18 protein-coding genes and 1 pseudogene are annotated in these 22753 nt (G+C 57.5%); 10 read left to right on the forward strand and 9 right to left on the reverse strand.

The features are described from left to right. Positions 1–28: 28 nt before the first annotated feature. Positions 29–949 carry a LysR family transcriptional regulator gene (locus LJU29_RS08685; RefSeq protein WP_019742084.1) on the forward strand — a complete coding sequence of 307 codons (921 nt, stop codon included), beginning with the start codon at positions 29–31 and terminating at the stop codon, positions 947–949. A gap of 10 nt (positions 950–959) precedes the next feature. On the opposite strand, the pseudogene LJU29_RS08690 reads toward LJU29_RS08685, so the two are convergent. Then, positions 960–1479 (reverse strand): annotated as a pseudogene (locus LJU29_RS08690) (hypothetical protein). 246 nt (positions 1480–1725) lie between these two features. On the opposite strand from LJU29_RS08690, the gene LJU29_RS08695 reads away from it, so the two are divergent. The 5 genes from LJU29_RS08695 to LJU29_RS08715 all read left to right on the forward strand — a co-directional run bounded on the left by LJU29_RS08695 (position 1726) and on the right by LJU29_RS08715 (position 5744). Next, positions 1726–3135 (forward strand): DUF4329 domain-containing protein, encoded by a 1410-nt coding sequence (locus LJU29_RS08695; RefSeq protein ID WP_057423956.1) that lies wholly within the window; start codon positions 1726–1728, stop codon positions 3133–3135. Between the two features lie 206 nt (positions 3136–3341). Next, positions 3342–4115 (forward strand): BamJ family beta-barrel-assembly machinery protein, encoded by a 774-nt coding sequence (gene bamJ, locus LJU29_RS08700; RefSeq protein ID WP_122322827.1) that lies wholly within the window; start codon positions 3342–3344, stop codon positions 4113–4115. A gap of 366 nt (positions 4116–4481) precedes the next feature. Beyond that, complete coding sequence (locus tag LJU29_RS08705; protein WP_257112065.1) at positions 4482–4934, forward strand: YkvA family protein; 453 nt, start codon at positions 4482–4484, stop codon at positions 4932–4934. Between the two features lie 100 nt (positions 4935–5034). Beyond that, on the forward strand, positions 5035–5376 hold the full coding sequence (locus tag LJU29_RS08710; protein ID WP_004643821.1) for a helix-turn-helix domain-containing protein: 342 nt from the start codon (positions 5035–5037) through the stop codon (positions 5374–5376). Next, complete coding sequence (locus LJU29_RS08715) at positions 5373–5744, forward strand: hypothetical protein (RefSeq protein ID WP_002552638.1); 372 nt, start codon at positions 5373–5375, stop codon at positions 5742–5744. Before LJU29_RS08710 ends, LJU29_RS08715 begins: the two co-directional genes overlap by 4 nt. Positions 5745–5880: 136 nt before the next feature. Here the strand turns inward: LJU29_RS08715 and LJU29_RS08720 are convergent, their stop codons facing one another. Further along, on the reverse strand, positions 5881–7653 hold the full coding sequence (locus tag LJU29_RS08720) for a bifunctional diguanylate cyclase/phosphodiesterase (RefSeq protein ID WP_038820298.1): 1773 nt from the start codon (positions 7651–7653) through the stop codon (positions 5881–5883). A gap of 117 nt (positions 7654–7770) precedes the next feature. Beyond that, entirely contained in the window at positions 7771–9852 is a 2082-nt protein-coding gene (locus tag LJU29_RS08725; protein WP_257112068.1) for a carboxy terminal-processing peptidase, read from the reverse strand. A gap of 138 nt (positions 9853–9990) precedes the next feature. Here LJU29_RS08725 and LJU29_RS08730 point away from each other — a divergent pair, with 138 nt between their 5' ends. After that, positions 9991–10953, forward strand: a complete 963-nt coding sequence (locus tag LJU29_RS08730) for an NAD(P)H-quinone oxidoreductase (RefSeq protein WP_005732900.1) — start codon at positions 9991–9993, stop codon at positions 10951–10953. A 19-nt stretch (positions 10954–10972) separates the two neighbouring features. Here the strand turns inward: LJU29_RS08730 and LJU29_RS08735 are convergent, their stop codons facing one another. From LJU29_RS08735 to LJU29_RS08760, 6 genes are all read right to left on the reverse strand, one after another. Then, positions 10973–11626 (reverse strand): HAD family hydrolase, encoded by a 654-nt coding sequence (locus tag LJU29_RS08735; RefSeq protein ID WP_002552642.1) that lies wholly within the window; start codon positions 11624–11626, stop codon positions 10973–10975. Between the two features lie 110 nt (positions 11627–11736). Beyond that, positions 11737–12726 (reverse strand): ABC transporter ATP-binding protein, encoded by a 990-nt coding sequence (locus tag LJU29_RS08740; RefSeq protein WP_057454095.1) that lies wholly within the window; start codon positions 12724–12726, stop codon positions 11737–11739. A 1-nt stretch (position 12727) separates the two neighbouring features. Then, the gene (locus tag LJU29_RS08745; RefSeq protein ID WP_002552644.1) at positions 12728–13525 is read right to left on the reverse strand and encodes an ABC transporter permease; all 798 of its coding nucleotides are present in this window, start codon (positions 13523–13525) and stop codon (positions 12728–12730) included. Then, complete coding sequence (locus tag LJU29_RS08750) at positions 13512–14354, reverse strand: ABC transporter permease (protein WP_257112072.1); 843 nt, start codon at positions 14352–14354, stop codon at positions 13512–13514. The genes LJU29_RS08745 and LJU29_RS08750 overlap by 14 nt, the downstream gene beginning before the upstream one ends. Beyond that, the gene (locus LJU29_RS08755) at positions 14351–15157 is read right to left on the reverse strand and encodes an alkaline phosphatase family protein (protein ID WP_004657771.1); all 807 of its coding nucleotides are present in this window, start codon (positions 15155–15157) and stop codon (positions 14351–14353) included. Before LJU29_RS08755 ends, LJU29_RS08750 begins: the two co-directional genes overlap by 4 nt. A gap of 78 nt (positions 15158–15235) precedes the next feature. Then, positions 15236–16303 carry an ABC transporter substrate-binding protein gene (locus LJU29_RS08760; RefSeq protein ID WP_002552647.1) on the reverse strand — a complete coding sequence of 356 codons (1068 nt, stop codon included), beginning with the start codon at positions 16301–16303 and terminating at the stop codon, positions 15236–15238. Positions 16304–16383: 80 nt separating this feature from the next. On the opposite strand from LJU29_RS08760, the gene LJU29_RS08765 reads away from it, so the two are divergent. The 3 genes from LJU29_RS08765 to LJU29_RS08775 all read left to right on the forward strand — a co-directional run bounded on the left by LJU29_RS08765 (position 16384) and on the right by LJU29_RS08775 (position 22662). Beyond that, complete coding sequence (locus LJU29_RS08765) at positions 16384–17364, forward strand: IS5-like element ISPsy2 family transposase (RefSeq protein ID WP_054078085.1); 981 nt, start codon at positions 16384–16386, stop codon at positions 17362–17364. Positions 17365–17855: 491 nt separating this feature from the next. Beyond that, positions 17856–18578 carry a UTRA domain-containing protein gene (locus tag LJU29_RS08770; protein WP_005732905.1) on the forward strand — a complete coding sequence of 241 codons (723 nt, stop codon included), beginning with the start codon at positions 17856–17858 and terminating at the stop codon, positions 18576–18578. Between the two features lie 487 nt (positions 18579–19065). Further along, positions 19066–22662: a beta strand repeat-containing protein gene (locus LJU29_RS08775; protein ID WP_257112075.1), complete on the forward strand. Its 3597-nt coding sequence runs from the start codon at positions 19066–19068 to the stop codon at positions 22660–22662. The last annotated feature ends 91 nt before the right edge of the window (positions 22663–22753 follow it).

A 22753-nucleotide genomic window follows, 5' to 3' on the forward strand; every position in this document is an offset into this window, starting at 1 on the left:
TCACTACATAATTAACTTTGATTTACCAATGAATCAGACACAGGACCTGTCGTTTTTCCATCTGTTGGCTCAGCAGGGCAGTCTTGCCGCGACAGCCCGCGAACTGGGCGTGACGCCGCCTGCCATCAGCAAACGCTTGAGCCTTCTGGAAGCGCGGCTCGGCACACGCTTGGTGAATCGCACCACGCGGTCCATGAGTCTGACTGCCGAGGGCGAGTTGTATTTCAGCCATGCGGCGCGGATTCTGACCCAGATCGATGAAGTCGAGCAGTTGATCACCAGCAGTTCTGCCAGCCCCAAAGGGCTCATCAGGGTCAACGCTTCACTGGGTTTCGGTCGCCGCCATATAGGCCCGGCACTGGCGGCTTTTTTTGCCCGTTACCCCGAGGTTCAGATCCAGCTGGAAATCAGTGACCACCCACTGGATTTGGCCATCCATGGTTTTGATCTGGGCATTCGTTTCGGCAGCCTTCCGGACGCGGCCTTTCATGCGCGCAAGATCGCATCCAATCGACGTCTGCTCTGCGCATCACCGCTGTACCTGGAAAAGCACGGTACGCCGACACGTCTGGCGGAACTGCAGCATCACAATTGTATTTTTCTGCGTCAGAACGAAACACCCTACGGGGTATGGAGCTTCAGCAACGGGGGGCGTACGCAGAACGTCAAGGTACATGGCGCATTGGGCTGCAATGACGGTGAGGTCGCGCTGAACTGGGCGCTGGAAGGGTTCGGCATTTTGCTGCGGGCTGAATGGGACATTGCCCGGTACGTGCGCAGTGGCCGTCTGCGTCTGGTGCTTGAAGACCAGACACCCACTCGGGCGGACGTCTACGCGGTCTATCCGCAGCAGTTGCATTTGTCCGCCAGGGTGCGTTGTCTGATCGATTTTCTGGTGGAGCGTTTTGCCAGTCTGGATCAGGTTGTCCCGCTGCAAGACCCGCATTGAGCTCTGGACGTTAGCAGCCCTTCGAAGCAGCTCCGTCCTTTGGTACGAATGCAGCCTTGTCGCCTGGTTTGGTTAATGACGTAAGCGCGTCGCCACGGCTGGTCGTCGATCAGTTTCCAGCGATGGCCAGGGCCGGTAGTGTCCTGTGCCAATAATATTTCCCCTGGGCGCAGTACGAAATTCTCTCCACCCGTGGTGGAAAATTCGAGCGTGCCTGAAAGGGTGATCACGTATTGCTCTTCCGGTGCGGCGTGCCAGTCATATTGCGAGTGCGCCGGGGTTTCCTTGAAGTGCAGGGCGTTCACATCGGTCATTGCCTTTTGATCAATCGAGCCTTCGATGACGTGTGACAGATTGTCGGGGCCTGTGCACAGCCTGTATGCCTTGATGCCCTCGGTTACAACAATAGGTGGCTTCTTGGTCGCGTAGGCTGAGCTGACCGGCAACATGACTGCTGCGGTGATGGCTGCAAGGCCTGCTAATTGGCAAACTCTCGAGCGCATCGGGCGAAAACGATTGTTCGATTGCATAACACGTTCCTGAGCACGACAAACTGCATAAGCCCTGATCGCCAGTCGTGGTGATCGAAACAGGGGCTGGGCAGATTCGCCCACGCAGCGGATCGAACCACATCCGTTAACGGTTAAAAATTATCTTTAGTTTCATGTTGCCGGGTGCCGCGGCGTCTACCTGTTGTCATATTCATCTATGTCACCCGCCACCCTGAGTTTCCTTACGCTAATGTCTCAATCAGTCAGGCTTTCAAGGAGCCTCGGATGCACCCCAGAAAAAGAATTGAAAAACGGTCCGTTGACCATCATCCCGGCATGCCAGCGTTTAGCGTGCCTTTCGATCATCCTGATGATGCGGCGCGCTATGCCCATGAGCGGATCGGCAATCGGCGTGACCGTGAATACGGCGGCTTTATTCTGGTTCGCAAGGATGGCAAGTACGTTGCGACCGAACCCATGAACGGTAGCCGGTTCAGCTTTGACCCCAACGAAGTCTTTCCGCGCAACGATGAGGAGGGGTATGTGCTCTACCCGCAAGGGTATGACGACTATGCGATTTACCATTCTCACCCGTCACTTCAGGCCGGGCTTGAAGAATGGCCGGAGCGTGAAAAGGTTACTTACCCGAACAGTTTTTCAGCGGGCGACATCTATGCAGCGATCGATGACCAGGAGGTTTGTCCGGCGACTTATCTTTCCGGACCTGACGGCTCCTTGATCAAATACACGCTGTCCCGTTCTGCCGCCGAAGACACGCTGTTCGCGCGCGTAGCCGGACCGCCAGGCATGCCGCACCTGAGTGAACTCAGTCAGATCCACAAGGCGCTGCAGAACCTCACCATGCTGCCCAGTGATGTGGTCCGGTTGCTGGCAGGTGCCGGGGATCTGGAAGTGATAGTGCCCAGTCGTCTGTGGGGGCGGGTCGGGAAAGTGTCTACAGACTGGCACCCTTATCCGGACGATGCCGCCACTCGCACGCCTCCTGTGACATCGCCTGCAAGCTGCGCCGTGCAATGGCCACCCAGGCCTCTGAGCCTCAGCGTGCCGTTTACCCGTGCTGATGAAGCTGCACGTTACGCGCACGGCCGGATTGGTACTCGCATTCATTCGCAGATCATCGGTTTCCTACTGTTCAACCCGGTAACGCGCGCTTACCTGATCGCCGAGCCGATCCTTGAAGATGGCGCTCCGGTCTACGCACCCTGTTCGGCGTTTCACCCCGATGCTTACTACCGGCCTGCATTACCTGATGGCTATCGTGTTGACGGCATGTATTTTTCATCTGCCAACCTCGTAGCTGAGGGCGGGCGTGAAGTAGTGAGTGATTTCTTTGACCCGGACGATCTGCATCGCATGTTCAGTTATCGGTACAAGCCTGCACAGCGACCCAAAGGCTCGCCAATTCGTTACGGCTTCGAGATGTCGGCAGTTTATTTCTCGGCAGCCGATGGTGCGCTGCTCGCGTACACACCCAGCCGGTCTGACGAGGAGCTTCGGCTTTTACGAAGCGTATCGCGCGTTTACTCGGGGGCTGAGTCCATCCAGGCGCAACTCGCCGCAGGTACGATCAATGTGCAGGACTTTGTTCGCGCAGTGGCAAGAGCCGGGCACCTGCGCGTGCTGCAGACCAGTAAGCGCTGGCCTCATGCCGGGGTGGTCAGCCCCGTGTCATGAGCCCTTCACTGCAAACCCGCGCGTTTCCCATGCGAATCACAAACTGAACTGCAACTGAACAATCCAGTGCCGCGCCGGGAAAACCTTTGGATACCTGAACTTATCGGCGTTTTCTCCCTCTCATGCCGGTAGCCATTGATCGCGGCGGCCTGATAAGCTCGCGGCTTTACTCGTTTGCCCTTTTGGCGCATGAACAAGGAATTAGCATGAAACAGCATCGGTTGGCAGCGGCGATTGCCCTGGTCGGTCTGGTACTCGCAGGTTGTGACAAGCAAGCCAGCACCGTAGAGCTGAAAACTCCGGCACAAAAAGCGTCTTATGGCATCGGTCTGAACATGGGCAAAAGCCTGGCTCAGGAAGGTATGGATGATCTGGATTCCAAGGCTGTGGCCCTGGGTATCGAAGACGCAGTCGGCAAGAAAGATCAGAAACTCAAAGACGAAGAGCTGGTTGAAGCCTTCTCGGCCCTGCAGAAGCGCTCCGAGGAGCGTCTGGCCAAGATGAGCGAAGAGGCTTCGGCCGCTGGCAAGAAATTCCTCGAAGAGAACGGCAAAAAGGATGGCGTGGTCACCACTGCTTCCGGCTTGCAGTATCAAATCATCAAGAAAGCGGATGGCGCTCAGCCTAAGCCTACCGATGTTGTGACTGTTCACTACGAAGGCAAACTGATTGACGGCAAGGTCTTCGACAGTTCCGTTGAGCGCGGCAGCCCGATTGACCTGCCTGTAGGCGGCGTTATCCCGGGTTGGGTCGAAGGTCTGCAACTGATGCACGTAGGCGAGAAGATCAAACTCTTCATCCCTAGTGATCTGGCGTACGGCGCGCAGAGCCCGAGCCCTGCGATCCCGGCAAATTCGGTACTGGTCTTTGACCTTGAGTTGCTTGGCATCAAAGACCCGGCAGCTGCTCCGACAGTTGGTGCTGATGCTGACGAAGAAGAAGAGGCAGCTCCTGCCGCTTCGGCTCCGGCCAAGAAGTAACGTACTACCTGGCTACAGAAAACGCCCTGTCTCGACAGGGCGTTTTTGTGTCCGGCTTATTTCCCGAACGCTTGGCCATTCGGGCAGTCCCACTATCATGGAAGCGCGCAGTAGCATTGTCCGACAGTCCGGCAAGGTAACGGCACTCGCTTGAGCGAGGGGGGCGGTTTCACACCTTTGTAGCTTTTTTGTGAGTAAAAAACGCCCGATTTGACTGTGGTCCCCCGATAACGGGGAGTTCAGGCATGAAAAAAGCCACTGTTCACAAGGTTATCCACAATTATTGTGGATAACCTTGCGGTACCGGCCAGGCAGGTTCGCCGGATCTGCTTTTATCGAAAGACATTTTGCTGAACGGGAGTGGGTATGAAAGCACCGTGGAATTTTATTCGTTATCTGCCCGGAGCCCGGCGTCTGCTGGCAGCGGGGCGACTGCCAGGGTTGTTGTTTGCTGTCGCACGCAAGGGCAACAGTGAAGGTAATCGTCTGGGCAAGCTCAAGGACGATCTGCGTTTGATCCAGGCCTTGTGTCTGGCTTACTGGCGTGGTGAGTACCGAAGCATCAGTCCTAAAGCCATTTTGTCCATTGTCGCGGGCCTGATGTATTTCCTTAGCCCGCTGGACGCTATTCCTGACTGGATTCCAGGCCTGGGGATGTTCGATGACATCGCAGTGCTGGCCTGGGTCACCAAGCACTTGAGCGACGAACTGGATGCTTTTCGTGCGTGGCGCGAGCAGCAACCCCCCGAGAAACTCATCGTGGTCGAGCAGCTGCCCAAGACTCAGGCGCTGCTGGAGAAAGAGCGGGGTAAGGTGTAAGTCTCACTGATTGAACACAAGCCATAGCGTTCCGCTGTTAAGATGCCAGCCTATGAATCAAGCCTGATCAGTGTGCGGTCGTGTAGTACAAGGTGACTCTATGGATCTTCAAGTGATATCCCGTGACGGTGAGCCGGAATATGCAGTGCTGCCCTGGGCTCAGTACCAGGCACTGCTGAAGGCTGCCGGGTTGGTCGGCAAGCCGCGCCAGGAACCTGTTGCATCGACTTCCGGCATCGCTGCCGGTGAGCTTCCAGGGTTCGATGAGTTGCGGGCACTGCGCGAGGCCAAAGGTCTTGAAGTGGCCAGCCTGGCGCGTACGGTCGGCATCAGTCCGTCTTATCTGGAGTTGATCGAGAATGGTACCCGTCAGCCGGATGCTGCAATAAAGCGCAGCCTGGCATGGGAGCTTGGAGTGCCGGGCTGGCGAGGCGAGTCGTGAGCGTGCGCATCAGCCGTCAGCATTGGGACGGCCTTCTCAATGAGCTCGATCAGGCGCGCCGCCAGCGTCATCTGCTGACCTATCGCGCGTTGGTCGAGCGTTTGCAATTGCCCAGTCCGGCCATGCAGACCCTGACCGCAGCCCTGGAGCATCTGGCCGCCATGGACGCCCGCGCGGAACAGCCTTTGCGCAGCTCGCTGGTGATCAGTCAGGGCGCAAGCCGCTTGCCGCGCCCAGGTTTTTTTGAATGCGCAGAGCGCCTCGGACGCTTCTCTGGCCCGTCAGATGGCGTCGCCGCCGCCTCGTGGCACGCCGCCGAAGTGGTTCGGGTGTTTGAATACAGCTACCCGGAAGTGGAGGTGCAGTAGCGATTCGGCCCCCGAATCTTCAGTGGCTGTATCGACCCCTTCGTGAGTAATGCGGGTCGCCGCCCGGTCACTCCCACAACAGCGAACCTGAGGGAGCGAGCTTGCTCGCGAAGTCGCACGTTCAGCTCATTTACCCTCACGCTTGTACCAATAAATCCAGCCGCGTCGAATCGATCACATGAATGCTCGCGCCAGCAACGTCCTTGGCGAAATGTTTGGCTTGTGAGGCCAGGTCGGCCAGCTGGCTGGCATCGACCAGCGTGCAGCTTTCTTCGTGCAGATGCACTACGCCAATCGACAGCGATAACAACGGGAATTCCTGACGCTGCCCCTGTCGGTTGAGGGCGACGAAGCAACCGGCTTCCAGATGCTCCGCGCGGTAGAAACGTCGGCATTGATTCTGGAAATCATCCAGCAGGGTTTTCAGGCGGCGCTCCCAATCCTCAATGCCCAGCACCATCAGAAAATCATCCCCGCCGATGTGTCCGACAAAGTCTCTGCTTGGGTCGATACGGTCGTTCAGACACTGCGCGAGACACAGCAGCACTTCATCGCCACGGGCGTAGCCGTAGATGTCGTTGAAAGGCTTGAAGCTGTCAATGTCCACATAGCAGATCACCGATTCGCGGCCCTGTTGCAGCAGACGCATCAGGCATTGCTGGATCGGAACATTGCCGGGCAGCAGGGTCAGCGGGTTAGCGTAACGTGCCTGCTGGATTTTCATCTCGGTAATCAGCTTCAGAACATCGATGACCCGTCCCAGGCCCAGATAGGTACCGTTGGAGATGATGATGAAATCTTCTTCGATGCGCTGCCGGGCTCGGCTGGTCAACAGTCGGCTGACCTGTTGCAGTGACTGGCTGACTTCCACGGCCAGAAAGTCATCACTCATCAGGCGGCTGATTGGCTTGCGGGCAAACAGTTCGGTACCAAAGGGCTTGAGCAGTGCCTCGGACAATGAATGCCTATGGACGATGCCGCAGGGCCTGGCCTCGTCGTCCAGCACGGCCAGCGAATTGAGATTGGCCTGCCTGCGAAACGCTTCCAGCACCTCAGCTGTGGGCGTGGACTGGCTGACTGATGGTTGCGGGTTGAGCAGGGCAGAAAGGTCTGCCGCTTCTTCGTTCAACGGCGCGCTGGTGGTCTCTGCCTTGGGCAGCATGGCGCGGGTGTCGCGTGGCGGGCGCTCTTGCGGACGGGCAAGCAGATAGCCCTGAACCAGATCCACGCCCATGTCCTTCAGCGCCGCCAGCTCTTCGGGCAATTCGATGCCTTCGGCAATCACGGTCGCTCTGGAAGCCTTGGCCATTTGCAGCATGGAGCCAACGAACTCGCGCTTCACCGCATCCTGGTGAATTCCGTCGATGAAGTGCCGATCGATTTTCACGTAGTCCGGGCGCAGCTCCGACCAGAGTCGCAAGCTCGAATAACCGGCACCCAGGTCATCCAGCGCGATGGAGAAGCCCATGTCGCGGTAGTGGTGCAGCGCGTTGTACAGCAGGTCGAAATCATCGGTGGGCATCTGCTCGGTCAGTTCGATGACTACATCCTTGGGCGCGATTTGATAACGGCGCAGCATTTCCAGGGTGCGGCCCGGTGGATGAGACGTTTCGAGCAGCGATTCGGGAGAGACGTTGAGAAACAGCTTGCCCGGCAACTTCTGCTGGCTGAAACGCCGGCAGGCGCTGTCACGGCAACTCAGTTCCAGCTCACTCAGGCGGCCTGCCTGTCGAGCGATGGAAAACAGGTTCAGGGGCGAATGCAACGCGCTGTTGGACGGTCCGCGGGTCAAGGCTTCATAACCCAGAATGCGACGTTCCGATAGCGACACGATGGGCTGGAACAAGCTGTGCAAATCACCACGAGCCAGAATCGAACTCAGTGTGCTCAACTGCTCGGTTAGGGTCATGGTCGTCTCGAAGAGAATAAAAAAGGGCTGAGCGCTTGCGCGTTCAGCCCCGTATTTCACGACAGCTTCATGACTGTTTGATGACGTTGACGCTAAATGGCCATCAATGAGTCTGTCTTATTTTTTCGCCACAGCGGCGCTTAGCCCCAGATAGTCGATCAGAATACGCCCGGTCTCTGCCAGGTAGGCATCGTCCTCGGGTTTGGTTTTCTCGTCTTCCACCGGCAGCGCGTCTTCGTCTTCCTTCTTCAACTCTTTGAGCGGCTCTTCACCCTTGGCCTTGCGGCGGGTGTTTTCCAGCGCGAGCTGCTTGCTTTCGATGGACGCATGCTCGGCACGACGGTCGGCTTCATTGAGGCTGACCGTTTTTTCGTTCATCAGCTTCTTGGCCAGCACCAGACGGTCTTCAATGAACACGAACTCGGCGTCTTTCGCCGAACGTGCTTCATGACGCGCCTGCAACTGCGCCAGGAACGGCTTGAACGGGTCGATTGCCGGCTTGATCGCCGGTTTGATGCTGTCCCATGGCATGGCCTCGGGCAGCGCGCTCTCGCCGATTTCCTTGGTATCGATCAGCGACGGGTAAGTGATGTCCGGCACTACACCCTGATGCTGGGTGCTCTGACCGGAAACCCGATAGAACTTGGCCAGAGTCAGCTTCAGTTCGCCATGATTGAGCGGCTGAATGGTCTGCACGGTGCCCTTGCCGAAGGTCTGGCCACCAATCACCAGCGCACGGTGATAATCCTGCATCGCGCCAGCGAAAATCTCAGATGCCGAAGCGGACAGGCGGTTGACCAGCAAGGCCATAGGGCCTTTGTAGAACGCGCCTTTGGCTTCGTCTTCCAGCACATCGACCTTGCCGTCGGCGTTACGCACCAGCACGGTCGGGCCCTTGTCGATGAACAGACTGGTCAGCTCGGTCGCTTCCTGCAACGAACCGCCACCATTGTTACGCAGATCCAGTACCACGCCATCGACCTTCTCGGCCTGCAGCTCGGTAAGCAGTTTCTTCACGTCACGGGTGGTGCTCTTGTATTCCGGATCGCCAGCACGGTAGGCCTTGAAGTCCAGATAGAACGCAGGGATGTCGATGACCCCGAGTTTGTAGTCCTTGCCGTCCTGTTTGAGGTGCAGGATCGACTTCTTGGCCGCCTGCTCTTCAAGTTTCACCGCTTCACGGGTGATGGCGACAATCTTGCTGGTCTGGTCATTCGGCGCATTGCTGGCCGGGATGATCTCCAGACGGACCACGGAACCTTTCGGACCGCGGATCAGCTTGACGACTTCATCAAGACGCCAGCCGATCACATCGACCATTTCCTTGTCGCCCTGGGCAACGGCCACGATCTTGTCGGCTGGCGCGACCTGCTTGGTTTTGGCCGCAGGGCCTGCCGGGACCAGACGCACAATTTTCACGTTGTCGTTATCGCTCTGCAACACAGCGCCGATGCCTTCCAGCGACAGGCTCATGTTGATGTCGAAGTTTTCCGCGCTGTCAGGCGACAGGTAGTTGGTGTGCGGGTCATAAGACATGGCGAAAGTGTTGATGTAGGCCTGGAAGATATCTTCGGCGCGAGTCTGGTTCAGACGGGCCTGCTGATTCTTGTAACGCTTGGTCAGGGTTTCCTGGATCTTCGCCGGATCCTTGCCTGCGATCTTCAGGCGCAGAACTTCATCTTTTATGCGCTTGCGCCATAGCTCGTCGAGCTCGGCAGTGTCCTTGGGCCATGCGGCGTCCTTGCGGTCCACCAGCAGGGTTTCCTTGGTATTGAAGTCAAGCTTGTCGACGCCCTTGCTCAACTCAGCCAGCGCGAAGTCCAGACGCGCCTTGATGCGGTCCAGGTAGCGCTTGTAGATAGTGAAACCCGGATTCAGGTCGCCACTTTTGAGGAAGTCGTCGAACTGGAACTGCCATTTGTCGAATTCGGCAATGTCGCTGGCCATGAAATAGCTGCGCGAGGGGTCCAGTTGCTTGATGTAGCTCTGGTAAATAATCGCTGAACGCTTGTCGTCCAGGGGCGGCTTGCTGTAGTGATGTCGTTTGAGCAGCTCAACCACGTTGAGGCTGGCAATCACTTCGTCGCGGTCCGGCTGAAGATTATCCCAGCTGTTGGCGGCAAAGGTACTGGCTGACATCGGCAAAACGCTAAGGCCGACAAACAGTGCGAGGGCAGTGCTGGGGAATAATTGCTTCATGCTGATTCGACGCGAGGACAATTGATAACGCATATTAGGCCGTCTTTGAGGTCGCCGGTTCCTTCGGACCCGGCCGCATAATGCAAAAGCCCGGGCAAAACAGCCACGGGCTCAGTCTGGACTCACTATGGAGGCACCGTGAAGGCATTGCAAGGCGTTGAAGGACATGTGGAGTGGGTCGAGGAGCCGAGTCCGGCCCTTGATGTGGGGCAGGTACGTATCAAAGTGGCTGCGGCAGGTTTGAATCGAGCCGATCTGTTACAGCGCGAGGGCAAGTATCCGCCGCCGCCCGGGGTCACTCAAACGCTCGGTCTGGAGTGCTCGGGGGTGATCGCCGAAGTGGGTCCGGGCACGTCCTGGGTGGTCGGAGACCGCGTCTGCGCGCTGTTGGCGGGCGGGGCGATGGCTGAAGAAGTGGTGGTCGACGGGCGACACGTATTACCGGTCCCGGAAGGGCTGTCGCTGCATGAGGCCGCCGCCATCCCTGAGGTGTATGCCACCGCGTGGCTCAATCTGTTTCAGCTGGCAGGCCTCAAGCCGGGTGAAAAGGTGTTGTTGCACGCAGGCGCAAGTGGGGTTGGTTCAGCCGGTATTCAGCTTTGCAAAGCGTTCGGCAACCCGGTCTGGGTCAGTGTCGGTTCGACCGAGCGTCTGGCCTATTGCGTCGAACTGGGAGCACAGGGCGGCGTAGTGCGCAGCGAAAGTCTTGAAGGCCTGAACGATTTTGCACCGTTCAACGTCATTCTCGACCCGGTGGGCGCAAGCTACGCCGAACTTAACGTCAAACTGCTGGCTCTGGACGGTCGCTGGGTGCTGATCGGTATCATGAGCGGGCGCGAGGCGCAGGTGGATCTGGCGCACGTGCTGGGCAAACGTATCCAGTTGATGGGTTCGACCTTGCGCAGTCGCGATGACACATTCAAGGCCGACCTGCTCAGCGACCTGGGCCAGCACGTCTGGCCGCTGTTCACTGAAGGCCGCCTCAAGCCGCAACTGGCGAAATCCTTTGCGATCAAGGATGCCGACGCTGCGTTCGAAGAGCTGGCGACCAACACGGTGTCCGGCAAGATCGTGCTGGTCATCGACGAAAGCCTGGTCTGACCCGTCGGTGCCTCTGGACTCAGCTCCAGTCGTGCACCGGCCAGCCTGCTTTCTGCGCGTGTTCCAGTAACACGGCATCGGGGTTGACCACATTGGGGTGGTCAACCTTGAGCAGCAGCGGCAGGTCATTGCGTGAATCCGAGTAGAAGCTCGCCCCCTCAAGGTTTTCCCCTTCGGCGTCCAGCCACTCCATCAGGCGCGTGATTTTGCCTTCCCGATAGGTCAGCACGCCGACCGTGGCACCGCTGTACACGCCATGTTGCACGTCCAGTTCGATACCCAGCACTTCGTCGATCCCGAGGCGTTCTGCGATGGGTTTTACCAAGTGCACACCTGACGCCGAGATCACCAGAATCCGGTCGCCTTTGGCGCGATGCTGGGCAATACATTTGCAGGCGTCGCTGTAGATGATCGGCTCGATGACGTCCTCAACCCACGGGCCGACCAGATGATCGATTTCTTCAGGCGTACGGCCAGCCATGGGTTCAAGGCTGAACGCCATGTAGTCTTCCATTGCCAGCTCGCCTGCGCTGTAGGCGGCCATCAGTTCGTCGTTGCGCTGCATGAACGAGGTTGAGTCGACCCAGCCCAGGCGACCCATCTGCTCGCTCCATAGCGTGGCACAGTCGCCGCCGATCAGGGTCTCGTCCAGGTCGAAAATTGCCAGGGGCATGTGCGTTTCTCCTAAAAGTCTGTTGAATCAGCTGTCAGCTTCACGCTTGGCGTCTTGATCGGCAAGCGTGTGGCGTTATCCGTGCAGAACAAAATCAGTTCAGAGCACGGTTAGTTCAGAGCACAGAGCGCCGACGGTTCGATGTTCAGTGTTACACGCCTTCCATCCGGGTGCAGGTCGTCGGCGCTGCGGTTCAGTACGTCGACCACCAGTTCCACGCCGCGGGCCTGTATCCGGTAGCGGATGACGTTGCCGAGCAGACTGTGACTGCGTACTTCGCCTTCCAGTTCGCCGGTCAGGCTCAATTGGATCGATTCAGGGCGAATCGCAATGCGGCTGGTGATCGGGCGTTGCATCAGGCGCGTGGCGTCTTCGGCTTCCAGCAAGTTGTAGTTGCCGATGAAGCCCGCAGCGAACACGTCAACCGGAGCGGTGTAAAGGGTTTCTGCGTCACCACTCTGCACGATCCGGCCTTCGTTCATCAGGAAGATGCGGTCGGACATGGTCAGCGCCTCCTCCTGATCGTGGGTCACGAAGATCGTGGTAAGGCCCAGCTCGCGCTGAATGGCGCGGATCTGCTCACGCAGGTTTTTGCGAATTCGCGCATCCAGTGCCGACAGCGGCTCATCAAGCAACAGCAGGCGTGGGCGAGTGACCAGCGAGCGCGCCAGAGCCACGCGCTGGCATTGCCCGCCAGATAACTGATGCGGATAACGCGTGGCAAAGTCGTGCAGCTCGACCATGCGCAGAATATCGGCAACGCGCTTTTCGCTGTCGGCCGCATTGACTTTCTGAATTCGCAGGCCAAACGCGACGTTTTGCTCGACGGTCATGTTGGGAAACAGCGCGTAGCTCTGGAACACCATGCCGATGTTGCGTTTTTGTGGTGTGAGCGGCACCAGGTCAGTGCCATCAAGCAGGATGCGCCCGCTATTGACTGGCGTCAGCCCGGCAATGCAGCGCAATAACGTGGACTTGCCACAGCCGGACGGGCCGAGCAAGGTGACAAACTCGCCTTTCGTGATACTGCAGTTGATGTCGCTGAACACTGACGTGCTGGCATAGCTTTTCTGCAGGTTTTCAATGCTGACAAAACTCATCTCAGTCTTTGTCCTTGTTCAGTCGATTGGCGGCCCAGGTCAGCACCAGCACGAAGAGGAAATAGGAAATCACCAGCGCGCTGTTGAAGTGACCGCTGCTGTTGCGCATGTTGTTCAGGTAGACCTGCAGGGTTTCATAGCGAGTGCCGACCAGCAGATTGGCGAACACGAATTCGCCAAACAGGAACGAGAACGACAGCAGCAGGGCAATCATCAAGCCCTTGCGCAGGTTAGGCAGCACGACCATGAAAGCCGCCTGCCAGGTGCTGGCGCCGAGCAACTGGGCGGCGTCCATCAGGTCCGTCAGGTTGATGGCCTGCAGGTTATTGGTGATGGCGCGGTACATGAAAGGCAGGGCAACAGTGAAATAGCAGCCAATCAGAATCCACGGCGTGCCGACCATGGCCATGGGGCCTGAGCCATAGAGTTGCAGCAAGCCTACCGACGAGACCACAGGAGGCACGGCGAACGGCAGCAGGATCAGGATGTTCATCAGCCCGTCGAGGCGCGGGAAGTAGTAATGGACGACAAACAGCAGCGGCAGAATCAGCACCACCGAGAGTATCAACGCGCCGACGCATACCAGTAGTGACTGGCCGAACGCCGCCAGAAAACGCGGATCGCTCCACAGCGCCACGTACCACTTGAAGGTCAGGCCACTGGGCAGAATGGTCGCCGACCAACTGGTGGAAATCGAGTACAGAAAGGTCCCGGCCAGCGGTAATAACAGGATCAGGAACAGCAGGTAAACCACGGTTTTGTGGTAAATGCCCGCAGGCCGTCGTTCAGCGCGCGACATGGTAGCTCCTCTTCAACAGCCACTGATGGACGACTGTGACCAGAGTCATGAGGCCGACCAGAATCATCGCCAGAGCGCTGGCCATGTTCGGGTGCAGGGTGATATCGCCTGCCACCATCGCGGCAATGCGGATCGGCAGCACGTTGAAATTGCCGGTGGTCAGGGCGTACACCGTGGCATACGCGCCCAGCGCGTTGGCCAGCAGAATCACGAACGTACCGAGCAGCGCAGGGGTCAGGACCGGCAGGCCGATATAGCGCCAGAATTGATAAGTGCTGGCACCCAATAGCGCCGCCGACTCGTTCCAGTCCTCGCGCACCGCGTCAAATGCCGGGTAGAGCAGCAGCACGCCAAGCGGGATCTGGAAGTAGGTGTAGAGGATGATCAACCCGGTCTTGGAGTACAGGTTGAAGTCATCAATGATCCCGGTTTGCTTGAGGATCAGGGTCAATGCGCCGTTGAAACCCAGCAGAATGATGAACGCGAACGCCAATGGAACGCCGGCAAAGTTGCTGGTCATGTTGGCGAACGAATTGACGAAATCGCGCAGCCGCGAGTCTACCTTGCGCAGCGAATAGGCACCCAGCACAGAGATGATGATGCCGAACAGGCTCGACCAGAAGCTGATCTCCAGGCTGTACTGGATCGCCTGCCGATAGAACTTCGAGCTGAACGCTTTGGTGAAGTTTTCCCAGCCCCAACCGGCGTCGCTTTGCAGGCTGTGAGTCGCCACCCAGAGCAGCGGCGCAATCTGAAACACAATGAAGAACACGGCAAAGGGCACCAGGCACAACAGCCCCAGCCACTTGCCTCGGGAAAATCGGGTCAATTGAGCATCTCCCGGCAGACCGGTTTGTCGTGATGTATGCCGAGCAATTCGCAGATGGTGCCGCACAGGTCGGTCTGGCGTGGCGCTGCATGGACATTCAGGCTGAACGCATCACCCAGCACGAACAGCGGCACTTCGCGTTCCTCCGGCAGTAGGCCATTGTGCGAGCGGTCGTTGTTCATGCCGTGGTCGGCGGTCACCAGCACTTGATAACCCGCGTCCAGCCAGCGTTGCAGGTAGTCAGCCAGAATGATGTCGGCATTGCGGGCGGTGTTGCGGTATTGCGCAGTGTCGAGGCCGTGCTTGTGCCCGGCGTCGTCGATGTTCATGGGGTGAATCAGCAGAAAGTTCGGTGCATGTTTCAGGCGCAGGCTTTCAGCGTCGGCGAACAGGTGCGAGTCCGGGTAGTGATCGGCCCAGTAGAACAGCCCGTGCTGAATGGGTAGTTCCGTTGCCTCGGTATGACGATCGCGTGCCGTGTCGAACGGCGTGCGGTTATACAGCTCGCTGAACCAGTGATAGGCCGCCGCTGCAGTGGTCAGGCCGGCGTCACGAGCGTAGTGAAAGACGCTGCGCTGGTTAGACAGGCGGGAAACGTTGTTATGCACGATGCCGCTGTCGATAGGCGCGACCCCGGTCAATATGCATTCGTACAGGGGGCGGGAGAGGGCGGGTAGCTCGCATTCCAGCTTGTAGAGCGCGGCGCGGCCAGCATCATGCCAGGCTTGAAGATGGCCCATTGCGTGGCGGGCCACGTCGTAGTTGAGGCCATCGAGCACGATCAGGATGACGTTGTGTTTCATGGGCGACTCGCTTTAAAAGAACGGGCGAGTCTGGCTCGCCCGATGTACACGACTTCATCCCTGAGCCGCAGGAGAGAATCAGTTCATCTCGATGATGACTTGCTCGTTCCACTTCTGAGGCAGCGCTTTGGAGGTTTTTTCCCAGGCATCCGCGTCCTTGATCGGCTTGGCATTGAGGTATTGCTCATGCGGCAGCAACTGGGCTTTCACGTCGTCTGGCAGCTTGATGTGTTCGACGCGAATCGGACGCGCATTGCCTTTGGCCAGGTTGATCTGACCGGCATCGCTGAAGGTGTATTCACGCGCCAGTTTGGCGGCGTTCGGGTGCTTGGCGTATTTGTTGATGATGGTGGTGTAGCCGGAAACCACCGAGCCGTCCGACGGGATCAGCACCACGTAGTCATCCGGTTTGGCCATCTTGGCTTTGTAGTTGAGACCGTTGAAGTCCCAGACCACGCCGACTTCGATTTCGCCTTTTTCGATGGTTTGAATGGTCGGGTTGGCCAGTGACAGGCGTTTCTGCTTGGCCAGGTCGGTGAACAGTGCCAGGCCTGGCTCGATGTTGCTTTCGTCGCCTTTCATGGCAATGGCTGCGGCCAGTACGCCATTGGTTGCTTGCGCAGCAGTGCTTACATCACCAATGGAAACCTTGTATTTACCGGTTTTCAGATCGGCCCAGCTTTTCGGTATTTCAGAGCCGTGCAACAGGTTCTTGTTGACGATAAAGGCGATGGTGCCGGTATAGGCCAGCGCCCAATGGCCGTCCTTGTCCTTGGCCCAGTCCGGAATCTGCTCCCAAGTGGTTGGCTTGTAAGGCTGGGTCACGCCTTTGGCAACGGCTATAGGACCGAACGCGGCACCCACGTCGCCGATGTCACCGCTGGCGTTGTCTTTCTCCGCATCGAATTTGGCGATCTCCTGGGCCGAACTCATGTCGGTGTCCATGTGCTTGAGGCCGTATTTGGTTTCCAGGTCTTTCCAGATGCCACCCCAGTTAGCCCAGTCATCCGGCATGCCGAGACTATTGACCGCACCTTCAGCCTTGGCCGCAGCCTCCAGCGTTTTAAGGTCTGTGTCCGCAGCCATGACCAGCGAACTCATTGCCATGGCTGAACCGAGGAGTGATGCCAACAAAAGATGTTTCATTCGGAGCTCCTAGGGAAACTCTGAAAAAGACTTCCTAATTTGGCAAAATCTCCGGACACCAGTCGCCGAGCTTTTCGATGATGAAACAGATGACCTTCGCCGACGCCGAGTATGCCGGCAAGCGCAAGCAGACCCGTAAGGAATTGTTCCTGATCGAGATGGATCAGGTGGTGCCCTGGAAAGGTTTGATTGCCCTGATTGAGCCCTATTATCCAAAAGGAGAAGGTGGCCGGCCCGCCTACCCACTGATGGCGATGCTGCGTGTTCATCTGATGCAGAACTGGTTCGGCTACAGCGATCCGGCGATGGAAGAAGCGCTGTATGAGACGACCATCCTGCGTCAGTTTTCAGGCCTGAGCCTGGAGCGAATTCCAGACGAAACCACCATTCTCAACTTCCGTCGTCTGCTGGAAAAGCACGAGTTGGCGACCGGGATTCTCGGCGTAATTAATGGTTATCTGGGCGACCGTGGCTTGTCGTTGCGTCAAGGCACCATCGTCGATGCCACGCTGATTCACGCGCCCAGTTCGACCAAGAACAAGGATGGCAAACGCGATCCTGAGATGCATCAAACCAAGAAAGGTAACCAGTACTATTTCGGCGCCAAGGCTCACATCGGCGCCGACGACGAGTCAGGCCTGGTGCACAGCGTGGTAGTAACAGCGGCCAATGTGGCAGACGTCACGCAGGTTGCCAAACTGCTGCACGGCGAGGAAAACGTAGTCTGCGCCGACGCAGGTTACACCGGGGTCGAGAAGCGCGAAGAACACGCCGGGCGCAAGGTCATTTGGCAGATTGCCGCCCGCCGCAGCACTTACAAAAAGCACGGAAAACGCAGTATTTTGTACAAGGCGATCCGCAAAATCGAGAAGGCCAAGGCCCAGGTTCGCGCCAAGGTCGAGCATCCGTTTCGGGTCATCAAACGCCAGTTTGGCTATGAAAAAGTGCGCTTTCGGGGCTTGGCCAAGAACACCGCGCAGATGGTGACGTTGTTCGCCCTGTCAAACCTGTGGATGGCCCGCCGACATTTGTTGGCGAGCGCAGGAGAGGTGCGCGTGTAATGCAGGAAATGGTTACCGCAAAAGGCTTTGCAGCGGCCGAAAGAGCTAAAAAGCGAAGATAATTGAGCAAATTTCGACATGCATCGTTTTTTGAAAAGTGCTGAGGACTCGGTAGCCGGAAAACATCCGGCTACTTCAGACCTTCCCTAGTGCACTTCTTGCAAGAAGTGTTCGTTTCGGATTGTTTGGTCTAGATCAGCAATACCTGAGCCAAGTTAGGCTTTTTGCATGACATTTTCGTGTCGTGTTCAGTGCCAGAAGCTGTTTTTAACGTGGTTCGGCAGTGCCTGGCGCTAAGCGTAGACCATGGGATCGTGCTTGCTTTTCAACGGCTAAAGGCCTTTTTTCGGAGCAGTTGGCATGGATCGTGTTTCGTCATGTCACAGAATGGTCATGTGCCCGGCCTAGGCTTGAAGCAATGGAGTTAATGGCGTCGGTTGCACTGAGGTGTGCCCCGCAATAGAGCTGGTCTAGTCCAGACGGATACCGGAATGCGCGAAGATGTGCCACGGGCGGTAACAACGATTTGCAGTGCTCTGCAGGAGCAGATCGAACATGGCTTGTTGCCGCATGGCAGCAAGCTGCCTGCGGAACGCAAGCTTAGCGAGGTGTTTGCTACCACCCGTATCACGTTGCGTGAGGCCCTCGTGCAACTGGAGGCGCAAGGGCTTATTTACCGTGAAGAGCGTCGCGGCTGGTTCATTTCCCCGCCACGACTGGCGTATGACTTGATTCGGCGCAGCCATTTTCACGCAATGGTCTGCGCGCAGGGAAGAGTGGCTCACACTCAGCTGCTGTCGGCACGTCTGCAACCGGCTTCGGCGATGATCTGCGAAATGCTCGAACTGCCTGCGCTGTCGAGCGTGATCCAGATCTGCCGCGCCCGGCGTATCGATCAGCGGCTGGTGCTCTATGTTGAGCATTACCTGAGGCCGGAATTATTCCCCGGCATCCTCGATCACGACCTGAACGAGTCACTCACCGAGCTTTATGCCCGCTGTTATGACCTGCATTACGGACAAGTACGTTTTGATATGGTCCCCACGGCACTGCATGCCGACGCTGCAGCCGCCTTGAAGGTTTCCCTGGGCAGCCCCGGCCTGCGTATTGCAAGAATAAACTATGACCAGCGTGATCGACTGATTGATTGCGATCTTGAATACTGGCGTCATGATGCTATTCATGTGCGCGCCAATGTGCGTGGCAAGTTGTAGTTGAGTGCGGCTCTTCAAAAACTCCGGGCATGCGGCAAGTTTCAGTAAATTAATATCGGTGTATTCAGCGCTTTGTTAGTTGCGGGTGCCAGCCAGTAAGACGTGACCTTCCTCTTCATTGAAAACCTTGGCTGTGCGGGCCGCTCAGGTCGAGTGCGTGCGCGCAGACGTCCGGCTTATTTAAAAATTTAATGAGAAAATAACTTTAAGCTGCAAAGGGGGGAGCGTAACTTAAAAAGTTTTTTAGGTGAAAAAGTTAAGGTTTTTTTATTCCGGTTGTCGAAAATAAATAGTAAAAATCCGTATTGATTAATATTTATTAGTTGGGTGTGATACGTTTTTAGAGCGTCATTGCGCGTGGTCGGTAAGTGGATTGCCTGGCGCAGTTTCGCGTGTGGGATGTGAAGGTTGATATCGTAGCTGGCCGTTAACGTGTGAATTGATGAGTGCGGCTACTTTCATTTAAAGGATCTATGAGGGCGCTGTAATGAATCTTGAAAAAGCGTTGGTATTACGGACATGTGCAAATAACATGGCCGATCACTGCGGTTTGGTGTGGCCTGTCTCAGGGACCGTTGAGTGCAGGCACTGGCAACCGACAAAAGCACATGAAAATGGACTGGCAGGTTTATTGTGGGGTGTTGGAACCAGCGCCTTTTTGAGTGTTCATGCCGATGCGCGATGGGTTGTCTGTGAAGTGGCCGTTGCCGACCTCATTGCGTTGTCCGAGAGCGGAATGGTGAAATTCCAGCGGGCGCAAGTCGTTCATGTCGGTGACAAAAGCAGTGCTGCACATTACCTCTTGATGCACCGGGCCAGTTACTCATCGACAAGTCCCCCTGCGGCTGTCGAGGTTCGTCCGGCCAGTGGCGAGCTTGTTGTCAGTCATGAAGTATTTGACGTGGCATCAGTGAGTGCCGCTGTCGGCGCGGAGGGCAATCTTCCCGCCGTCACCACGCAGACGCTGCAGACAGCGACCTACGGCAGCACGTTGATTGGTGACAGCCACAGCCAGCTTGTCGCGGGTTACGGCAGCACCGAAACGGCGGGAAGCCATAGTGATCTGACCGCTGGGTACGGCAGCACCGGCACGGCAGGCTCCGACAGCTCGCTGACTGCAGGTTATGGCAGTACGCAAACTTCCGGGAGTGACAGCTCGCTCAGGGCTGGTTATGGCAGTACCCAGACTGCACAGGAAGGCAGCAACCTGACCGCCGGATACGGCAGCACCGGCACGGCAGGTTCCGACAGCTCGCTAATCGCCGGTTACGGCAGCACGCAAACTTCAGGAAGGGACAGCGCACTGACGGCGGGCTACGGCAGTACCCAGACTGCACAGGAAGGCAGCAACCTGACGGCTGGGTACGGCAGCACCGGCACCGCAGGCGCGGATAGCTCATTGATCGCCGGATATGGCAGCACCCAGACATCAGGAAGTGACAGCGCACTGACGGCAGGCTACGGCAGTACGCAGACTGCGCAGGAGGGCAGCAACCTGACCGCTGGATACGGTAGCACCGGCACAGCAGGCTCTGACAGTTCTCTGATTGCCGGTTACGGCAGTACGCAAACGTCAGGAGGGGACAGCGCCCTTACGGCGGGCTACGGCAGTACGCAAACCGCACAGGAAGGCAGCAACCTGACCGCAGGATACGGCAGTACCGGTACCGCAGGTTCCGACAGCTCGTTGATTGCGGGGTATGGCAGTACTCAGACATCAGGAAGCGACAGTGCACTGACAGCGGGCTATGGCAGTACCCAAACGGCTCAGGAAGGCAGCAACCTGACCGCCGGATATGGCAGCACCGGCACGGCAGGTTCCGACAGCTCGCTGATCGCGGGTTACGGCAGCACGCAAACGTCAGGAGGGGACAGCGCACTGACAGCGGGCTACGGCAGTACGCAGACTGCACAGGAAGGCAGCAATCTGACCGCCGGATACGGCAGCACTGGCACGGCAGGTTCCGACAGCTCGTTGATCGCCGGTTACGGCAGCACGCAAACCTCTGGAGGCGACAGTTCGCTCACTGCGGGCTATGGCAGTACGCAAACCGCACAGGAAGGCAGCAACCTGACGGCTGGGTACGGCAGCACTGGCACGGCAGGTTCCGACAGCTCGTTGATTGCCGGTTACGGTAGTACGCAAACCTCGGGCAGCGGCAGTTCGCTCACTGCAGGTTACGGCAGCACCCAGACTGCCCGTGAAGGCAGCACCCTGACGGCCGGATATGGAAGTACCGGGACAGCCGGTGCCGACAGCTCGCTGATTGCCGGTTACGGCAGCACGCAAACGGCCGGCGCTGACAGTAACCTGACCGCAGGCTATGGAAGCACGGGCACCGCGGGCCATGAGAGCTTCATCATTGCGGGCTATGGAAGTACGCAGACAGCAGGCCACAAAAGTATTCTGACCGCTGGCTACGGAAGCACTCAGACTGCCAGGGACGGTAGCGACCTGATCGCGGGCTATGGCAGTACTGGAACAGCAGGTTCGGGCAGTTCGCTGATCGCAGGGTATGGCAGCACCCAGACCGCGAGTTACAGAAGCATGCTGACCGCCGGTTATGGGAGTACTCAGACGGCCAGAGAGTACAGTGACCTGGTCGCAGGTTATGGCAGCACTTCAACGGCAGGCTCAAACAGTTCGCTTATCGCCGGATATGGAAGCACCCAAACGGCGAGCTTCAAAAGCATATTGACTGCCGGTTATGGGAGTACCCAGACGGCACAGGAACGCAGTGACCTGGTCACAGGTTACGGAAGCACGTCGACTGCGGGTTACGCAAGCTCCCTGATTGCTGGCTATGGCAGTACGCAGACGGCAGGCTACGAGAGCACGTTGACCGCCGGTTACGGCAGTACGCAAACCGCACAGGACAGCAGCTCGCTGACCACTGGTTACGGAAGTACTTCCACTGCGGGCTATGCAAGTTCGCTGATTGCGGGTTACGGCAGTACGCAGACGGCAGGTTACGAGAGCACATTGACTGCGGGTTATGGCAGTACGCAAACGGCGCAGGAACGCAGTGACCTGGTTACAGGCTACGGAAGCACTTCCACCGCAGGTTATGCAAGCTCGCTGATCGCGGGTTACGGCAGCACGCAGACGGCAGGTTACGAGAGCACGTTGACAGCCGGTTATGGCAGTACGCAAACCGCGCAGGAAAAAAGCTCGCTCACCACCGGCTACGGAAGTACCTCCACCGCCGGCTATGAGAGTTCGCTGATCGCGGGTTACGGCAGTACGCAGACGGCAGGCTATAAAAGTACGCTCACGGCAGGTTATGGCAGTACCCAGACTGCCGAGCATGGAAGTTCATTGACGGCGGGGTATGGCAGTACGGCAACGGCCGGGCAGGACAGCTCATTGATCGCCGGTTATGGCAGTTCCCTGACCAGCGGAATCCGAAGTTTTCTGACGGCAGGCTATGGCAGTACGTTGATCGCCGGACTTCGCAGTGTGTTGATTGCCGGTTATGGCAGCAGTCTCACATCGGGCATTCGCAGCACATTGACTGCGGGCTACGGCAGTAACCAGATTGCAAGTTATGGCAGCTCGTTGATTGCGGGCCATGAAAGTATTCAGGTGGCCGGACACAAAAGCATGCTTATCGCCGGCAAGGGCAGTTCGCAGACCGCAGGTTTTCGCAGCACGCTGATAGCCGGTGCAGGCAGCGTACAGCTGGCAGGTGACCGCAGCAGACTTATCGCCGGTGCAGACAGTAATCAGACGGCGGGGGACCGCAGTAAACTACTGGCCGGTAACAACAGTTACCTCACCGCTGGAGACAGAAGCAAGTTGACCGGCGGGCATGACTGCACGTTGATGGCGGGAGACCAAAGCAGACTGACCGCTGGAAAGAACAGTGTGTTGACAGCAGGCGCTCGCAGCAAACTTATTGGCAGTGAAGGTTCCACGTTATCGGCAGGAGAAGACTCCACGCTTGTTTTCAGGCTCTGGGACGGTAAGCGGTACAGACAACTGGTGGCCAGGACGGGAGAAAACGGTGTTGAAGCCGACATTCCGTATTACGTGAACGACGATGACGATATCGTCAATAAAACCGACGAGGACGATACCTGAGTCACGTAACCGGGTTATTCGTACTGAATCATCGACAGGGTACGTCGGTGCGGTTCGGGACATGATGTCCCTTTATAAACGAATCAACGGT

Origin of the sequence: Pseudomonas ficuserectae, from assembly GCF_024584585.1 — a bacterium.
GTDB lineage: Bacteria > Pseudomonadota > Gammaproteobacteria > Pseudomonadales > Pseudomonadaceae > Aquipseudomonas > Aquipseudomonas amygdali.

Excerpts from the sequence above, each read along its gene's own strand:
- LJU29_RS08685 (WP_019742084.1), top strand. The coding sequence starts at position 29 with ATGAATCAGACACAGGACCTGTCGTTTTTCCATCTGTTGGCTCAGCAG.
- LJU29_RS08695 (WP_057423956.1), top strand. The coding sequence starts at position 1,726 with ATGCACCCCAGAAAAAGAATTGAAAAACGGTCCGTTGACCATCATCCC.
- bamJ (WP_122322827.1), top strand. The coding sequence starts at position 3,342 with ATGAAACAGCATCGGTTGGCAGCGGCGATTGCCCTGGTCGGTCTGGTA.
- LJU29_RS08705 (WP_257112065.1), top strand. The coding sequence starts at position 4,482 with ATGAAAGCACCGTGGAATTTTATTCGTTATCTGCCCGGAGCCCGGCGT.
- LJU29_RS08710 (WP_004643821.1), top strand. The coding sequence starts at position 5,035 with ATGGATCTTCAAGTGATATCCCGTGACGGTGAGCCGGAATATGCAGTG.
- LJU29_RS08720 (WP_038820298.1), bottom strand. The coding sequence starts at position 7,653 with ATGACCCTAACCGAGCAGTTGAGCACACTGAGTTCGATTCTGGCTCGT.
- LJU29_RS08725 (WP_257112068.1), bottom strand. The coding sequence starts at position 9,852 with ATGAAGCAATTATTCCCCAGCACTGCCCTCGCACTGTTTGTCGGCCTT.
- LJU29_RS08735 (WP_002552642.1), bottom strand. The coding sequence starts at position 11,626 with ATGCCCCTGGCAATTTTCGACCTGGACGAGACCCTGATCGGCGGCGAC.
- LJU29_RS08740 (WP_057454095.1), bottom strand. The coding sequence starts at position 12,726 with ATGAGTTTTGTCAGCATTGAAAACCTGCAGAAAAGCTATGCCAGCACG.
- LJU29_RS08745 (WP_002552644.1), bottom strand. The coding sequence starts at position 13,525 with ATGTCGCGCGCTGAACGACGGCCTGCGGGCATTTACCACAAAACCGTG.
- LJU29_RS08755 (WP_004657771.1), bottom strand. The coding sequence starts at position 15,157 with ATGAAACACAACGTCATCCTGATCGTGCTCGATGGCCTCAACTACGAC.
- LJU29_RS08760 (WP_002552647.1), bottom strand. The coding sequence starts at position 16,303 with ATGAAACATCTTTTGTTGGCATCACTCCTCGGTTCAGCCATGGCAATG.
- LJU29_RS08765 (WP_054078085.1), top strand. The coding sequence starts at position 16,384 with ATGAAACAGATGACCTTCGCCGACGCCGAGTATGCCGGCAAGCGCAAG.
- LJU29_RS08770 (WP_005732905.1), top strand. The coding sequence starts at position 17,856 with ATGCGCGAAGATGTGCCACGGGCGGTAACAACGATTTGCAGTGCTCTG.
- LJU29_RS08775 (WP_257112075.1), top strand. The coding sequence starts at position 19,066 with ATGAATCTTGAAAAAGCGTTGGTATTACGGACATGTGCAAATAACATG.